General features: G+C 68.6%; 1 protein-coding gene and 1 pseudogene. Both read right to left on the bottom strand.

Going from position 1 to position 18809, the window contains the following annotated elements:
- Positions 1 to 13 precede the first annotated feature (13 nt).
- The gene (locus tag ACMTAK_RS43135; RefSeq protein WP_461773850.1) at positions 14 to 1591 is read right to left on the bottom strand and encodes an acyltransferase domain-containing protein; all 1578 of its coding nucleotides are present in this window, start codon (positions 1589 to 1591) and stop codon (positions 14 to 16) included.
- Positions 1571 to 18766, bottom strand: a pseudogene (locus ACMTAK_RS43140) (SDR family NAD(P)-dependent oxidoreductase); the annotation flags it as partial. The pseudogene ACMTAK_RS43140 and the gene ACMTAK_RS43135, both read right to left, overlap by 21 nt.
- Between the last annotated feature and the right edge of the window lie 43 nt (positions 18767 to 18809).

Below are 18809 nucleotides of genomic sequence, written 5' to 3' on the forward strand. Positions count from 1 at the left end.
ATGAGGCATCCCCTTATTCGTCCCCGGTCTTCCATTTTGCTGAGAGCTTTTCCAGTAGTGCGGAGATGGCCTTGTGTTCCGCCGCGGTCATGTCGACGGCTTCTGTATCCAGTTCGTTGATCTCTTCCAGAAGGGCATAAACGCCGGCCGCGTCAATATCGGAGTCAAGCAGCGCATCCAAGTGCGAGGCCAATTCGGCCGACGTGGGGTGCTCGAACAGCAGAGTGGCCGGTAGGTCGAGTCCGGTGGCCTTCGACAGCCGGTTGCGTAGCCGAACGGCGCTGAGCGAGTCGAATCCCAACTCGAGGAAGGACGAGTCGTCGAGTATGACGCCGGGGTCGGTCATGCCCAGGACGCTCGCCACCTCCATCTGAACGAGTTCCAGCATGGTGCGAGGCTCATCCGCATAGGAGGGCTCGTCATACTCACCGTCCTCCTCCTCGACCACAGGCGTCACAGCCGTGGCATCCGGGGCGGCCGGGGCCAGCCAGTAGGACTGGTGCTGGAACGGATAGACCGGCAGATCCACCGCCCGGCCGCCGGACAGCACCTTCGTCCAGTCGATTGCCGTCCCGCCCGCATGCAGCTCCGCGATGGCCGTCATCAGGCAAACGTCCTCCGGCGACCGCGGGCGCAGCACGGCGTGGAACGAGGCGTCGCCGCCCAGACACTCCATTCCGGCCGACGCGAGCGCCCCCGAAGGCCCTATCTCGACGAATGTGCCCACCCCCCGTTCGGCCAGTTCGCGGACGGCGTCCTGGAAGCGGACGGGTTGCCGGACCTGGCGCAACCAGTACTCCGGCGTGCCCATCTCATCCGGATCGATCAGATGCCCGGTCACGCTCGATACCATCGGCAGCGCCGGGGCGGAGAACTTCAGGGACTCCAGTGCCGTACGGAACTCATCGAGCACGGCCTCCACATGGCGGGAGTGAAAGGCATGGCGGACCCTCAGTCTCCTGGCCTCTCGCCCGGACGCCGCCCACGCGGCTTCGAAGCCTGCCACCGTGTCCGGCTCACCCGATACGACGACAGCCTCGGGGCTGTTGACCGCCGCCAGATCCAGCGCCGCACCGGTCTGGTCGAGGAACTCCCTCACCTCTTCCTCGCCTGCCCGCAGTGCGACCATGGCTCCCGGCGGTGTCGCCCGCAGCGCTCGCCCCCGGGCGACGATCAGAGTGGTGACGTGTTCGAGCGAAAGCATCCCGCTGGCGTAAGCGGCGGTTGCCTCACCGATGGAATGCCCGGCGACGAAGTCGGGGCGCACGCCCCAGTCCTCCAGCAGCCCGAACAGCGCGGCCTCCAGCGCGAAAATGCCCGCCTGCGCGTAGAGGGTGTCATCCACGAGCTCGGCCGTCGTCGAACCGCCCTCACCGAAGTAGACGTCCGTCAGCGAGTGGTCGAGGTGTTTGTCGAACCCGACGCTCACCGTGTCCCAGGCACGCGCGAAAGCGGGGAAGCCGTCGTACAGCTCCTTGCCCATTCCCAGCCGTTGGGCACCCTGCCCGTCGAACAGGAAGGCAACGCGCCTGGCCTTGGCGGTCGCGGTCGTGAGCCCGGGCCAGGAGACGCCGTCCGCCAGCTTTGACAGCGCACGCAGGAAATCCTCCCGGCCGGATCCCACGGCGACCGCTCGATAGGCGAAGTCCGATCGTGTGGTCGCCAGGGAGTATCCGATGTCCAGCGGATTCCACTCCGAGCCCTCGGCGAGGGAGGTGTGCAGCCGCCCGGCCTGCTCCCGTAGCGCTTTCGGGCTCTGCGCGGACAAGACCCACGGCAGCGGTCCGGGCTCGTTCGTCGTGACCGGCGTGGCTGACGGGGCGGGCGCCTGGTACTGCTCCAGCACTACGTGCGCGTTGGTACCGCTGAGCCCGAACGACGACACGCCGGCCCTGCGCAGCTTGGTGTCGTCCGGCCATGGCCGGCGCTCCGTCAGCAGCGCGACGCTCCCCGATGTCCAGTCCACGTGAGGCGATGGGGCGTCCACGTGGAGCGTACGGGGGAGCGAACCGTGCCGCATCGCCTCCACCATCTTGATCACGCCGAGCACGCCCGACGCCGCCATGGTGTGACCGATGTTCGACTTCAGCGAGCCGAGCCAGGCGGGCGTCGACCGTTCTTGCCCGTACGTCGCCAGAATGGCCTCCGCCTCGATCGGGTCGCCGAGCTTCGTGCCGGTGCCGTGCGCCTCGACCACATCCACCTCCGACGCGCTGAGACCGGCGTTGGCCAATGCCTGCCGGATCACCCGCTGCTGGGACGCGCCGTTCGGTGCGGTCAGCCCGTTCGACGCGCCGTCGGAGTTCACCGCGCTGCCCCGGACGATGGCGAGGACCCGGTGCCCCAGCCGGCGGGCATCGGAAAGTCGCTCCACCACCAGGACACCCACGCCCTCGGACCAGATCGTGCCGTCCGCCGATGCGGCGAACGACTTGCACCGGCCATCGGAAGACAGTCCGCGCTGGCGGGAGAATTCCACGAACATCGCGGGCGAGGACATCACCGAGACCCCGCTCACCAGCGCCAGCGAGCACTCACGCTGACTCAACGCCTGGCTCGCGAGGTGCAGCGCCACCAGGGAGGAGGAGCAAGCGGTGTCCACGGTGACCCCCGGTCCCTCCAACCCGAGCGCGTATGACACCCGTCCTGACAGCAGGCTGACCGAGCTACCGGTGATCCCGTTGTCGTGCTGCTGGTCGACGCCCACTCCGTAACCCTGTGCCGCGCCACCCACGTACACGCCCACATCGCGGCCGCGGAGGGACTTCGGATCGATCTGTGCGCGCTCGATCGCCTCCCAGGTGGTTTCCAGCAACAGCCGCTGCTGCGGATCCATGCCCAGCGCCTCACGCGGGCTTATACCGAAGAAGGGAGCGTCGAAGTCGGCCGCGGTGTCCAGGAAGCCGCCCTGCACGCAGTACGACTTACCAGGGGCGTCCGGGTCCGGATCGAACAGGCCCTCGACGTCCCAGCCACGGTCGGTGGGGAAGCTGGAGATCGCGTCAGTACCGGACTCCACAAGGCGCCACAAACCCTCCGGCGAACTGACCCCGCCCGGCAGCCGGCACGCCATCGCCACGATGGCGATCGGCTCGTTCGCCGACGGCTCACCGGCGACCGGTTCGGCCGGGCCGGTGCCCGTGCTCGGCGCCGGTGCTTCGAGGTGTTGCTGTACGGGCGGGATATCGAGCTTGTCCAGCAGATGCGCGGCCAGAGCGTTCGCCGTCGGGTAGTCGAACACCATCGTGGCGGAAAGCTGTAGCCCGGTTTCCGCCACGAGGCGGTTACGGAGTTCGATCGCCGTCAGCGAATCCATGCCCAGATCCTTGAACGACGTGTCCGTCGCGATCGCGTCCGCCGAGCCGTGACCGAGTACGGAGGCCGCCTCTCCCAGCACGAGTTCGAGCATGACGCGGTGCTGCTCGACGCTCGTACGGCCGGTGAGACGGGCGCTCAGGGGCTGCGAGCCGACCTCGTCGCGTGCCGCGGTCCTGGCCTGCGGACGCTTCACCGTTTGCAGTCCACGCAGCAGCGCGGGGACCTCGACGTCCCGTACCGGAGACATCGCCGCGGCGAACAGGACCGGCTCGCCGTGGCGTGACGCGCCGTCGAACAGCCGCATTCCGTGCTCAGCGGTGATGGTTCGCATGCCGCTGCGCCGGATCCGATCGTGGTCCGTGTCGGTCAGCCTGGAGGTGAGGCCGCTGGCGTCGTCCCACAGACCCCAGGCGAGCGCGAGTGCGGGCAGGCCCTCGGCTCGGCGTTGTTCGGCCAGGGCGTCGAGGAAGGCGTTGGCTGCCGCGTAGTTGCCCTGTCCCGCGCCACCTATGACACCGGCGGCGGAGGAGTACATGACGAACGTTGCGAGGTCGGCATCCCGGGTGAGTTCGTGGAGGTGCCAGGCGCCGTAGGCCTTGGGCCGCAGGACCGTCTCCAGTTGCTGTGTGGTCAGGGACTCCACGACGCCGTCGTCGAGTGCGCCGGCGGTGTGGATCACGGCGGTCAGGGGGTGTTCCGGTGATACGCCCGCCAGTACGCGCGCCAGTCCGGTGCGGTCCGATACGTCGCAGGCCGCGGTGTCGACCCGGGCGCCCAGCTGGGTGAGTTCGTTGATCAGTGCTGGGTCGGGGGTGGTGCGGGAGAGGAGCAGCAGATGGCGTGCACCGTGTTCGGCTACCAGGTGGCGGGCGAGGATGGCTGCCAGGACGCCGGAACCGCCGGTGATCAGGACGGTGCCGTCGGGGTCGGGTCGGCGGGGGATGGTGAGGACGATCTTGCCGATGTGGCGGGCGCGGCTCATCCAGCCGAACGCATCACGGGCCTGGCGGATGTCCCAGGCCTGCACCGGCAGTGGCTGTAGGACGCCGTGTGCGAACAGGCTGAGGATTTCGGTGATGATCTCCCGCAGCCGGTCCGGGCCGGCGTCCATCAGGTCGAACGCCTGGTAGGTGGTACCCGGCCGGTCGGCGGTGATCTGGTGCGGGTCGCGGATGTCGGTCTTGCCCATCTCCACGAACCGGCCGCCGCGGGGCAGCAGATCGAGGGAGGCGTCGACGAAGTCACCGCTGAGGGAGTTCAGGACGACATCGACACCCTGGCCGTGTGTGTTGTTGAGGAAGGTTTCCTGGAAACTCAGCGTGCGGGAGTCGGCGATGCGGGTGTCTTCCAGGCCGGCTTCGCGCAGGATGTGTTGTTTCCCGGTGCTGGCGGTCGCGTAGATCTGCGCGCCGAGGTGGCGGGCGATCTGGGTCGCCGCCATGCCCACACCGCCCGCCGCGGCGTGGATCAGCACGGACTCACCCGCGCTCAGCCCGGCCAGATCCACCAACCCGTAGTACGCGGTGGCGAACACGACCGGCACGGATGCCGCCGTAGTGAAGGACCAGCCATCAGGCATCACAGCGAGCATTCGACGGTCGGCGATCGCGACCGGCCCGAATGAGCCTGCCACCACGCCGAAGACGCGGTCTCCCGGAGCCAGATCGTGTACATCGGGGCCGACCTCGAGTACGACGCCGGCCGCTTCACCGCCCGTCGGCCGGTTGTCGTTGACCATGCCGAGGGCCACGACGACGTCGCGGAAGTTGAGTCCCGCGGCGCGTACGTCTATGCGTACTTCGCCGGGTTGCAGGGGCCGTTCGGCGGTGTCGGTGGGTACCAGCGCGAGGTCTTGCAGGGTTCCGCTGCGGGGTTGTTCCAGCAGCCAGGCACGATTGTCGGGGATCGTCAGCGGGCTGTCTTCGGGGGTGTTGGTCCGGGCCAGTCGAGCTGCCTCGTACCGGCCGTCGTTGATCCGCAGCCGCGGCTCGTCGAGCCCGACGGTGGCCGCCAGCTGGTCCGGGGTGAGGGTGTCGTCGTCGCTTTCGACCAGGATGAACCGGCCGGGGTGTTCGGACTGGGCCGACCGCATCAAGCCCGATACTGCGGCGGCGGCCAAACCGGTACCGGTCCGCACGACCAGTGTGCTGTCGGTGAAGCGTTCCCCGGCCAGCCAGGTCTGGACTGTCTGGAGGACCCGGGCGGTCAGCGTACGGGTCTGTGCCAGCGGGTCTGGCGAGTCCAGCGGATCCACCGGGTCCACCGGGTCCAGCGGGTCCAGCGGGTCCGGCGGGTCCGGCAGGTCCAGCGGGTTCTCGCTGCTGGTGGGAAGCGCGGTGAAGACCACCACGTCGGGCACCGGCATGTTGCCGTCCGCCAGATCTTCGAACCTGCCCCTGGTCAGGCTGGTCTCCTGAGGCGCGGGGATTTCCGTCCACGTCAGGGTGAGCAGGTCGTCCGTGATGGAGCCGAGTGTGTCGGCGGTTACCGGCCGGGTGATGAGGGAGCCGATGGTGGCCACGGGCCGGCCGGTGTCGTCGGCGACCCGCACACTCCAGCCGTCTCCTTCCTGTGTCACCGTGACACGCAGTGTGGCCGGGCCGGCGGCGTGGATTCGGATGTGATTCCAGGAGAACGGCAGCCCCACACCCTGCTCGGCGTCGGGTGTGTTCAGAGTGCAGGTGTGCAGAGCCGCATCGAGTAGGACCGGGTGCACGGCGTATCGTGCCGCCTCCTGCGCCTGCTCCTCGGCCAGAGCAACCTCGGCGTAGACGGTGTCCCCGTCGCGCCACGCAGCTTGCAGCCCTTGGAAGGCGGGACCGTACTCGTAGCCTTCTGCCATCAGCTGGTCGTAGAAGTCGGCCACGTTCATCGGCTGGGCCTGGGCTGGTGGCCAGGTGTCAGACTCCGGCAGCGAGAGGGGTGTGTCAGAGGCGCTGATCGTGGCGGAGACGTGCCGGGTCCATGTGTCCGTGTTATCCGCCTGGGAGAAGACTGTCACCGCGCGGTGTCCGGACTCGTCGGCCTCCGCGACGGAGACGGATAGTTGCACGCCTCCGGTCTGCGGCAGCAGGAGCGGGGTTTCGATCACCAGCTCGTCGATGGCGTCGCACTCGACCTCGTCGGCGGCGCGGACGACCAGCTCAACAAATGCGGTACCGGGGAGCAGGACACTGCCGCGCACCGCGTGGTCAGCCAACCATGTGTGGGTGGCCAGTGATACCCGCCCGGTGAGGACCACACCGTCGGAGCCGGGCAGCGCCACTACCGTGCCCAGCAGTGGATGACCGTCGGCAGACGACCGGTCCACGCTCTTGAGCCAGTACCGCTGGTGCTGGAAGGCGTAGGTTGGAAGGTCCAGTACCCGGGCTGTGGTGGTGCCGAGGATGGCGGGCCAGTCGACGGTGACGCCGTGGGTGTAGGCCTGTGCCAGGGCGGTGAGCATCCGGGCGGCGTCCCCGTCGTCGCGACGCAACGTGGCAACAGAGACGACATCGTCATTCATCGCCTGCAACAGCACCGGGCTGGCGCTGACCTCGACGAACACGGTCTCGCCCTCGGCACGCAACTGGCTGACGGCGGGGTCGAAACCGACCGGTTCACGCAGGTTCCGGTACCAGTAGTCCGCATCCAAGGGGCCCTCGACCCAGGTGCCGTCCACGGTCGACAGCCACGGCACCACCGGAGGCTGCGAGCCCATACCGGCGGTGATGCCGAGCAGTTCGTCGCGGATCAGCTCGACGTGCGGGGTGTGCGAGGCGTAGTCGACGGTGATCCGCCGCACCCGCACCCCTCGCGCCTCATGAACCGTAAGGACATGGTCCACCGCTTCCGGGGTGCCCGCGATCACGGTGGAGGCGGGACCGTTGTGGGCGGCGATCCAGGCGTCGTCGACCAGCTCGATCTCCTGTGCGGGCAACGCGATGGATGCCATCGCGCCCCGGCCCGCCAGACCGCGGGCGATCACCTGACTGCGCAACGTCACAATCCGCGCCGCATCCCGCAACGACACCGCACCCGCCACACACGCCGCGGCGATCTCGCCCTGGGAGTGACCGATCACCGCGTCCGGCCGCACACCGGCCGCCTGCCACACCGCGGCCAGCGAAACCATCACCGCCCACGAGGCAGGCTGGACCACATCGACCCGGTCCACCACCGCCGGATCATCCAGCACCGTGAACAGATCCCAGTCCACGAACTCACCCAACGCCGCCGCACACTCAGCCATCCGCTCCGCGAACACCACCGACGAATCACGCAGCGCACTGCCCATCCCCAGCCACTGCCACCCCTGCCCCGGGAAGACGAACACCACCCGGGGATCAGACATAGCAGCGCCGGTGCCGGTAACAGTGTCGTCGCCGAGGAGCACGGCACGGTGCTCGAACACCGACCGCGTCACCGCCAGCGTCAACGCCACAGCCCGCATGTCTGCCTCGGGTGTTGCGGCCAGGTAGGCGCGCAGCCGGTCTTCGACCTCGGCCAGAGCGGACTGGGTCCTGGCCGATACCACCAGGGGCAGCACATCCGAGGCCACCACCGGCGTCACAGCAGGCTGCGCCTCCTGCGTGGGCTGGGCGGGTGCGCTCTCCAGGATGACGTGGGCGTTGGTGCCGCTGACGCCGAAGGACGACACGCCTGCCCGGCGGGGCCGGTCGGTGTCGGGCCAGGACCGGTTTTCACTCACCAGTTCCACCGCACCGGCCGTCCAGTCCACATGCCGCGACGGCTCATCCACATGCAACGTGCGCGGCACCAGCCCATGCCGCAGCGCCATCACCATCTTGATGACACCCGACACACCCGAGGCAGCCTGCGTATGACCGATATTCGACTTCAACGAGCCCAGCAGCAGGGGCCGCTCACGGTCCTGGCCGTAAGTGGCGAGCACCGCCTGGGCCTCGATCGGGTCACCCAGCGTCGTACCCGTGCCATGCGCCTCGACCACATCCACCTCAGCCGTGCTCAGACCCGCGTTGCTGAGAGCGGCCCGGATCACCCGCTGCTGCGAAGGACCGTTCGGCGCGGTCAGCCCGTTGGACGCACCGTCCTGGTTGACCGCCGAGCTGCGGACCATCGCCAGCACCTGGTGGCCGTTGCGGCGGGCGTCGGAGAGCCGCTCGACCAGCAGCACACCGACGCCTTCGGCCCATCCCGTGCCGTCCGCGGCGTCGGCGAACGCCTTGCACCGGCCATCGGATGCCAGGCCGCGCTGGCGGGAGAACTCCACGAAGCTTTGCGGGGTGGCCATCACGGTGGCGCCGCCGACCAGGGCCAGCGAGCACTCACCCTGTCGCAGGGCGTACCCGGCCTGGTGCAATGCCACCAGTGATGACGAGCAGGCCGTGTCGACTGTGATGGCGGGGCCTTCGAGGCCGAAGAAGTACGACACCCGTCCCGACAGGACACTGGTCGCGCTGGCGGTGGCCGCGAAGCCGCCGAGGTCGGCACCGGCGCCGTAGCCACCGGCGTAGGCGCCTATGAAGACGCCGGTGTCGCTGCCGCGTACGGAACCGGGCTCGATCCCGGCCCGCTCGAACGCCTCCCAGGACACCTCCAGCACCAGCCGCTGCTGCGGATCCATCGCCAGTGCCTCACGCGGACTGATGCCGAAGAATCCGGCGTCGAAGCTTGCCGCGGCATCGAGGAACCCGCCCTCCACGCAGTACGACTTCCCCGGCGCATCTGGATCAGGGTCGAACAGGCTCTCTGCGTCCCAGCCACGGTCGGCGGGGAAACCGGAAATCGCGTCCGTACCCGACTCGACCAAGCGCCACAGATCCTCCGGCGACGACACCCCACCCGGCAGACGACACGCCATACCCACGATCGCCAACGGCTCGTCCTGCCCCACCACCGACACCGACGGGCGTACCGGTACGGGGCTCTCCCCCGTGAACAGCTCGCCCAGCCGGGCGGCCAGGATGGCCGGGGTGGGGTAGTCGAACACCGTCGTGTTGGGCAGCCGCAGCCCTGTGGCTTTCGCCAGGCTGTTGCGCAGTTCCACCGCGGTCAGCGAATCGATGCCCAGATCCTTGAATGCGGCGGCTACGGGGATGGTGCTGGCGTCGGCGTGTCCCAGGACCAGAGCGGCGCTGTCACGCACCAGCTTCAGCAGTGCCTTCTCTCGCTCGGTCGGTGCCAGGGCCGCCAGCCACCGCGCTGCCGAGTCGCCGGTAGAGGCGGCCTGCCGGGCGACCGAGCGATGCAACGAGCGGAGTAGCGCCGGGACTTCGGCCTCCCGCACCGGACCCAGCGGCGCGGCCACCAGAATCGGGTCGCTGTGGCGTGATGCGGTGTCGAACAGCCGCATTCCCTGTTCGGCGGTGATGGTTCGCAGGCCGCTGCGGCGGATTCGGTCGTGGTCGGTGCCGGTCAGTTTGGCGGTCAGGCCGCTGGTGTCTTCCCACAGACCCCAGGCGAGTGCGAGTGCGGGCAGGCCCTCGGCTCGGCGTTGTTCGGCGAGCGCGTCCAGGAACGCGTTTGCCGCCGCGTAGTTGCCTTGCCCCGCACCGCCCATGACACCGGCAGCCGAGGAATACATGACGAACGCGGCCAGGTCGGTGTCGCGGGTGAGTTCGTGGAGGTGCCAGGCGCCGTCGGCCTTGGGTCGCAGTACCGTGTCGAGCCGCTGCGGGTTCAAAGACTCGACGACACCGTCATCGAGCACGCCCGCAGTGTGAATCACGGCCGTCAGGGGATGCTCCGGCGACACACTCGCCAGCACCCGCGCCAGCCCGTCACGGTCGGACACGTCACAGGCCGCTGTGTCGACCTGGGCGCCCAGTTCACCGAGCTCGCCGATCAGCGCCTGGTCCGGGGTGCTGCGGGACAGCAGCAGCAGATGACGCACGCCGCGTTCGGTCACCAGGTGCCGGGCGACGATCCCCGCCAGGACGCCGGAACCGCCCGTGATCAGGACTGTGCCATCTGGATCCCACGCCCATTCTGACTCGGGTTCGGCCGCCTGCGTGCGGGCCAGTCGTGGCACTTCGAACCGGCCGTCGCTGATCCGCAGCCGCGGCTCGTCCAACCCGACAGACGCCGCCAGTTGGCGCGGGGTGAGGGTGTCGTCGTCGCTTTCCACCAGGACAAACCGACCCGGATGTTCCGACTGCGCCGACCGCATCAATCCCGACACGGCGGCGGCGGCCGGCCCGGTGCCGGTTCGCACGATCAGGGTGCTGTCGGTGAAGCGTTCCTCGGCCAGCCAGGTCTGGATTGTGTGGAGGGCCTGGGCGGTCAGCTTTCGTGTTTGTTCCAGCGGGTCGTCGTTGTGGGGGAGTGCGGTGAAGACCGCCACTTCGGGGACCGGCACGTCACCGTCCGACACCAGATCCTCGAACCGGCCTGTGGTCAGGCCGGTCTCCTGAGGGGCCGGGATTTCTGTCCAGGTCAGGGTGAGCAGGTCGTCGGTGCTGGTGGCCGGTTCGTAGACGGGAACAGCGCCCAGGGTGAGGGAACGGGCGGACAGGACAGGAAGTCCTGTGCTGTCGGTGGCCTCGGCCGACAGGGCGCCGTCATCGTGTGAGGTGAGACGGACGCGCAGCTCGCCGGGGTTGCGGGCGTGCAGGGTCAGGCCCTGCCACACGACGGGGGCCTCCTCCCCGGCGCTGGTGAGGGCGGCGGTCAGGAGGGCAGGGTGCAGGGTGTATGCGGCGGCGTCGTGGGTGCCGTCCAGGGCGACCTCGGCGAAGATGTCGCCGCCCAGGCGCCACACCCCGCGCAGTGATGGTGCTCGGGTCGCGACCGGTACCGCATCGGTCGGCGGCCACACCTCCCCGGCCTGCCAGCCGGACACCCTGCCGGTTGTGGTGGCCAGGGTCGCGGTGGCCAGGCGTGTCCAGGGCTCGCTGTCGCTGCAACGGGCGTGGACACTGAGTCGGCGGCGGCTGGTCTCGTCCGGTTCGCTCACCCAGGTCTGTATCTGGACGGCGCCCTTGTCGGGAAGCAGCAGCAACGCTTGGACGGTGAGTTCCTCGACGAGGCCGCAGCCGGTCTCGTCCGCCGCCGCCAGCGCCATCTCCACGAACACCGTCGCGGGCAGAACCGCCTGCTCCCGCAGCCACAGATCACCGCTCTGGGAAACCCGGGCAGTGAACAGCACCCCACTGGCCTCCGCCAGCCGCACCGCCGAACCCAGCAGCGGATGACCACCGGCAGCCGACCGGTCCGCACCCTCAAGCCAGTACCGCTGATGCTGGAAGGCGTAGGTCGGAAGATCCAGCACCCTCGCCGGGACATCACCGAGGACCGCGGTCCAGTCGACGGTGACGCCGTTGACATACAGGTGGGCCAGGGCGCTGATCGCGGCGTGTGTCTCGTGGTCGCCGTGCAGCATCGCGATGCCGTCGACCAGGCGGGCCAGTGACCGGTCGGCACCCAACTCGAGGAACACCGCGTCACCGTAGGAGGCGACCTGCTCCCCGAACCTGACCACATCGCGGACCTGCCGCACCCAATACTCAGCCGTCGTCACCTGCTCGCCCGCGGCCATGATGACCTGGGGTGTCCGATAGGTCAGGCCTTCGGCGACCGCCCGGAACTCCTCCAGCATCGGCTCCATACGGGCGGAATGGAAGGCGTGGCTGGTCGCCAACCGCGTCCACTTCCCCAACGTGCTGGCGGCCTGTAGCACGGCGGCCTCATCACCGGAGAGAACCACCGACGACGGGCCGTTGACCGCGGCGATCTCCACGCCTTCGCGCAGGACCGCTTTTGCTTCTTCCTCGGAGACCGGGACGGCGACCATCGCCCCACCTGCGGGCAGGGCCTGCATGAGGCGGGCCCGTGCCGAGACCAGCGTGCAGGCGTCTTCCAGTGACCACAACCCGGAGACATATCCGGCGGCGAGTTCGCCCACAGAGTGGCCGATCACCGCATCCGGTCCTACACCCCACGATTCCAGCAGCCCGAACAGAGCCACCTGCAAAGCGAACAGGGCGGGCTGGGCGTAGCCGGTCTCGTTCACCTCCAGATCGGGCACGTCGAGTAGGTCCCACACCTGCTGATGGATCTGTGCGAAGACGGGGAACGCGGCGGCCAGTTCCTCACCCATACCAGCACGCTGCGATCCCTGTCCCGGGAAGACGAACACCACCCGGGGATCAGACACCGCCGTCCCGGTAACGGTGTCTTCTCCAATGAGTACGGCACGGTGCTCGAACACCGAACGCGTCACCGCCAGCGTCGACGCCACAGCCCGCAAATCCACCCCGGGCGACCCCGCCAGATACGCACGCAACCGGCCCTCGTACGCGACCAGAGCCGACTGCGTCCTGGCCGACACCACCAACGGCACCCACTCCGGCACCGACTCGACCACCGTGCCGTCCGCCATCTGCGCGGGGGGCGCGCTTTCCAGGATGACGTGAGCGTTCGTACCACTGATCCCGAACGACGACACACCTGCCCGACGCGGCCGGTCGGTGTCCGGCCACGGCTGGTTCTCCGTCACCAGCTCGACCGCGCCCGCCGACCAGTCCACATGCCGCGACGGCTCATCCACATGCAACGTGCGCGGCACCAGCCCATGCCGCAGCGCCATCACCATCTTGATGACACCCGACACACCCGCCGCAGCCTGCGTATGACCCAGATTCGACTTCACCGAACCCAGCAACAACGGCCGCTCACGGTCCTGACCATAGGTCGCGAGCACCGCCTGAGCCTCGATCGGGTCACCCAACGTCGTACCCGTGCCATGCGCCTCAACCACATCCACCTCAGCCGTGGTCAACCCCGCATTGCCGAGAGCGGCCTGAATCACCCGCTGCTGCGAAGGACCATTCGGCGCGGTCAGCCCGTTGGACGCACCGTCCTGGTTCACTGCGGAGCTGCGGACTACTGCCAACACCTGGTGGCCCTTAGCTTGCGCGTCAGACAAGCGCTCTACCAGCAGGACGCCGACGCCCTCAGACCATCCCGTGCCGTCCGCGCTGTCGGCGAACGCCTTGCACCGGCCATCGGATGCCAGGCCGCCCTGGCGCGAGAACTCCACGAAGGTATGTGGCGTGGCCATCACGGTGACGCCGCCGACCAGGGCCAGCGAACACTCACCCTGCCGCAGGGCATACCCCGCCTGGTGCAGGGCGACCAGCGACGACGAACATGCTGTGTCGACTGTGAAGGCGGGCCCCTCAAGACCGAAGAAGTACGACACCCGGCCGGACAGGACACTGACCGAACTGGCGGTGGCGCCGAAGCCGCCGAGGTCGGCACCGATGCCGTAACCGCCGGGGTACGCGCCCATGAAGACGCCGGTGTCGCTGCCGCGTACGGAAAAGGGCTCGATCCCGGCCCGCTCGAACGCCTCCCAGGACACCTCCAGCACCAGCCGCTGCTGCGGGTCCATCGCCAGTGCCTCACGCGGACTGATCCCGAAGAACGAGGCATCGAAACCAGCCGCAGCATCCAGGAAGCCGCCCTCAGCGCGGTAAGACTTTCCGGCCGAGTCGAAGTTCTCGACGTCCCAGCCACGGTCCGTGGGGAAACCGGAGATCGCGTCCGTACCCGACTCGACCAAGCGCCACAGATCCTCCGGCGACGACACCCCACCCGGCAGACGGCACGCCATACCCACGATCGCCAGCGGCTCGTCCTGCCCCACCGCCGACACCGGCCCGCGTACCGGGACAGGGTTCTCGCCGGTGAACAACTCGTCCAACCGGGCTGCCAGGGCGGCCGGGGTGGGGTAGTCGAACACCAACGTGGCGGGCAGCCGCAGTCCTGTGGCTTTCGCCAGACTGTTCCGCAACTCCACCGCCGTCAGCGAATTGATTCCCAGATCCCTGAACACGGCGGCTACGGGGATGGTGCGGGCGTCGGCGTGTCCCAGAACCGTCGCGGCGCCGTCAGACACCAGCTTCAGCAGTGCCTTCTCCCGCTCGGCCGGTGCCAGGGTGGCCAGCCACCGCACTCCACCGGCGGAAGCGGCCCGCCGGGCGATCGGGCGGTGCAACGACCGCAGCAACGCCGGGACTTCCGCGTCCCGTACCGGCTCCATCGCCGCAGCCACCAGAACCGGCTCGTCGTGGCGCGACGCACTGTCGAACAGCCGCATCCCCTGCTCGGCGGAGATGGCCCGCAGGCCACCGCGCCGGATCCGGCTCCGATCCGTATCGGTCAGCTTCGCGGTCAGGCCACTGGCGTCCTCCCACAGACCCCACGCCAGTGAGAGTGCGGGCAGACCCTCAGCACGACGCTGCTCAGCCAGCGCGTCCACGAACGCATTGGCCGCCGCATAATTACCCTGCCCCGCACTACCGAGCACACCAGCGGCCGAGGAATACATGACGAACGCGGCCAGGCCGGCATCCCGGGTGAGTTCGTGCAGATGCCAGGCACCATCGGCCTTGGGCCGGAACACGGTCTCCAGCCGCTGCGCGGTCAGGGACTCGACGACACCGTCATCCACCACGCCCGCGGTATGAACCACCGCCGTCAGGGGATGCTCCGGCGACACATCCGCCAGCACTTGCGCCAGCTCGGCACGGTCGGACACGTCACAGGCCGCTGTGGCCACCTGGGCACCCAGTTCACCGAGCTCGCTGATCAGCGCCTGGTCCGGGGTGCTGCGGGAGACGAGCAGCAGATGACGCATGCCGCGTTCGGTCACCAGGTGCCGGGCGACGATCCCCGCCAGCACACCCGAACCACCGGTGATCAAAACCGTGCCATCCGGATCCCAACCCCTGTCTGACTCGGGTTCGGCGGCCTGCGTGCGGGCCAGTCGTGCTGCCTCGTACCGGCCGTCGCTGATCCGCAGCCGCGGCTCGTCCAATCCGACAGACGCGGCCAGCTGGTGCGGGGTGAGGGTGTCGTCGTCGCTTTCCACCAGGATGAACCGGCCCGGATGTTCCGACTGCGCCGATCGCATCAATCCCGACACGGCGGCAGCGGCCGGCCCGGTGCCGGTCCGCACGACCAGAGTGCTGTCGGTGAAGCGCTCCCCAGCCAGCCAGGTCTGGACTGTTTGCAGGACCTGGGCGGTCAGTACACGGGTCTGTTCCAGCGGGCTCGGCGGGTTCTCACTGCTGTCGGGGAGTGCGGTGAAGACCACCACCTCGGGCACCGGCACATCACCGTCCGACACCAAGTCCTCGAACCGGCCTGTGGTCAGGCCGGTCTCCTGAGGGGCCGGGATTTCTGTCCAGGTCAGGGTGAGCAGGTCGTCGGTGCTGGTGGCCGGTTCGTAGACGGGAACAGCACCCAGGGCGAGGGAACGGGCGGACAGGACAGGAAGTCCTGTGCTGTCGGTGGCCTCGGCCGACAGGGCGCCGTCATCGTGTGAGGTAAGACGGACGCGCAACTCGCCGGGGTTGCCGGCGTGCAGGGTCAGGCCCTGCCACACGACGGGGGCCTCCTCCCCTACAGCGGCGAGCGCGGCCGTCATCAGGCCGGGATGAAGCACAAACCTGGCGGCATCATGGGCGTCGTCCAGGACAACCTCGGCGAACACATCGCTGCCGCGGCGCCACACCCCGCGCAGTGACGGTGCCGATGTCGCGACCGGTACCGCACCAGCCGGCGGCCACACCTCCCCGGCCTGCCAGCCGGACACCCTGCCGGTTGTGGTGGCCAAGGTCGCCGTGGCCAGACGTGTCCAGGGCTCGCCGTCGCTGCAACGGGCGTGGACACTGAGCCGGCGGCGGCTGGCCTCATCCGGTTCGCTCACCCAGGTCTGTATCTGGACGGCGCCCTTGTCGGGAAGCAGCAGCAACGCTTCGACGGTGAGTTCCTCGACGAGGCCGCAGCCGGTCTCGTCCGCCGCCGCCAGCGCCATCTCCACGAACACCGTCGCGGGCAGAACCGCCTGCTCCCGCAGCCACAGATCACCGCTCCGGGAAACCCGGGCAGTGAACAGCACCCCACTGGCCTCCGCCAGCCGCACCGCCGAACCCAGCAGCGGATGACCACCGGCAGCCGACCGGTCCGCACCCTCAAGCCAGTACCGCTGATGCTGGAAGGCATACGTCGGAAGATCCAGCACCCTCGCCGGGACATCACCGAGGACCGCGGTCCAGTCGACGGTGACGCCGTTGACATACAGGTGGGCCAGAGCGCTGATCGCGGCGTGTGTCTCGTGGTCGCCGTGCAGCATCGCGATGCCGTCGATCAGGCGGGCCAGCGACCGGTCGGCACCCAGCTCAAGGAACACCGCGTCACCGTAGGAGGCGACCTGCTCCCCGAACCTGACCACATCCCGGACCTGCCGCACCCAATACTCAACCGTCGCAACCTGCTCGCCCGCGGCCATGATGACCTGGGGTGTCCGATAAGTCAGGCCCTCGGCGACCGCCCGGAACTCCTCCAGCATCGGCTCCATACGAGCGGAATGGAACGCGTGGCTGGTCGCCAACCGCGTCCACTTCCCCAACGTGCTGGCGGCCTGTAGCACGGCGGCCTCATCACCGGAGAGAACCACCGACGACGGGCCGTTGACCGCGGCGATCTCCACACCCTCACCCAGCACGGCCCGGGCCTCATCCTCCGACACCGGGACAGCAACCATCGCCCCACCCGCAGGCAGAGCCTGCATCAAACGAGCCCGCGCCGAGACCAAAGCGCACGCATCCTCCAACGACCACACCCCGGACACATACGCGGCCGCAAGCTCACCCACCGAATGACCAACCACCGCATCCGGACCAACACCCCACGACTCCAGCAACCCGAACAGAGCCACCTGCAAAGCGAACAGGGCCGGCTGGGCGTAGCCGGTCTCATCCACCTCCAGATCGGGCACATCCAGCAGATCCCACACCTGCTGATGGATCTGTGCGAAGACGGGGAACGCGGCGGCCAGTTCCTCACCCATACCAGCACGCTGCGACCCCTGCCCCGGGAAGACGAACACCACCCGGGGATCAGACACCGCCGTCCCGGTGACAGTACCGTCACCCAGCAGCACCGCCCGGTGCTCGAACACCGACCGCGTCACCGCCAGCGTCGACGCCACAGCCCGCAAATCCACCCCGGGCGACCCCGCCAGATACGCACGCAACCGGCCCTCGTATCCGTTCAGGGCGGGCAGCGTCTTGGCGGAAAACACCAGGGGCACCAGCTCCGAGCCCACCACTGGCGTCTCCATAGGACACGCATCGTCCACAGCCTGCGCGGGGGGTGCGCTCTCGAGGATGACGTGGGCATTAGTGCCACTGACTCCGAAGGAGGACACGCCTGCCCGGCGTGGCCGGTCGGTGTCCGGCCACGGCTGGTTCTCCGTCACCAGCTCAACCGCACCCGCCGTCCAGTCCACGTGCGATGTCGGCTCATCGACGTGCAGGGTGCGCGGCACCAGAGCATGCCGCAGGGCCATCACCATTTTGATGACACCCGACACACCTGCGGCGGCCTGGGTATGACCGATGTTCGACTTCAGCGATCCGAGCAGCAGGGGCCGTTCACGGTCCTGGCCGTAGGTGGCGATCACGGCTTGGGCCTCGATCGGGTCGCCCAGCGTTGTGCCTGTACCGTGGCCCTCGACCACGTCCACCTCGGCCGTGGTCAAACCGGCGTTGCCGAGCGCGGCCTGGATCACTCGCTGCTGGGAAGGGCCGTTCGGTGCGGTCAGGCCGTTGGACGCTCCGTCCTGGTTGACCGCCGAACTACGGACCACCGCCAAGACCTGGTGGCCCTTGGCCTGAGCATCCGACAAACGCTCCACCAACAGCACACCGATACCCTCGGAGAATCCGGCACCGTCCGCGCTGTCCGAGAAGGCTTTGCTGCGGCCGTCGGTGGCCAAGCCGCGCTGCCGGGCGAATTCGGTGAAGACGTCCGGCGTGGCCATCACGGTGACACCACCGACCAGGGCCAGGGAACATTCCCCCTGCCGCAGCGCATACCCCGCCTGGTGCAACGCCACCAGCGATGACGAACACGCCGTGTCCACCGTGATGGCGGGGCCTTCGAGGCCGAAGAAGTACGACACCCGGCCGGAAAGCACACTGGGACCGGATGTGGTGCCATAACCCTCAAGGTCAGCACCGGCACCGGCACCGTAGCCGCCGGGGTAGGCGCCGATGAAGACACCGGTGTCGCTGCCGCGGAGGGAACCGGGTTCGATCCCGACCCGTTCGAACGCTTCCCAGGACACTTCCAGGACCAGTCGCTGCTGCGGGTCCATCGCCAGGGCTTCCCGCGGGCTGATCCCGAAGAACGAGGCGTCGAAGCCGCCTGCGGAGTCCAGGAAGCCGCCCTGCACGCAGTACGACTTCCCGGACGCGTCCGGATCAGGGTCGTACAGGTTCTCGACGTCCCAGCCACGGTCGGCGGGGAAGCCGGAGATCGCATCCGTACCCGACTCGACCAAGCGCCACAGATCCTCCGGCGACGACACCCCACCCGGCAGACGGCACGCCATACCCACGATCGCCAACGGCTCGGTGCTGGCGGCGGTGAGTGCTTCCAGCTTGGCGCGGGTCGTGTGCAGCTCTGCGGTCGCCCAGCGAAGATACTCGACCACTTTGTCTTGCTCAGGCATG

The sequence above is a fragment of the Streptomyces lacaronensis genome (genome assembly GCF_047337785.1).
Taxonomy (GTDB): Bacteria; Actinomycetota; Actinomycetes; order Streptomycetales; family Streptomycetaceae; genus Streptomyces; species Streptomyces lycopersici.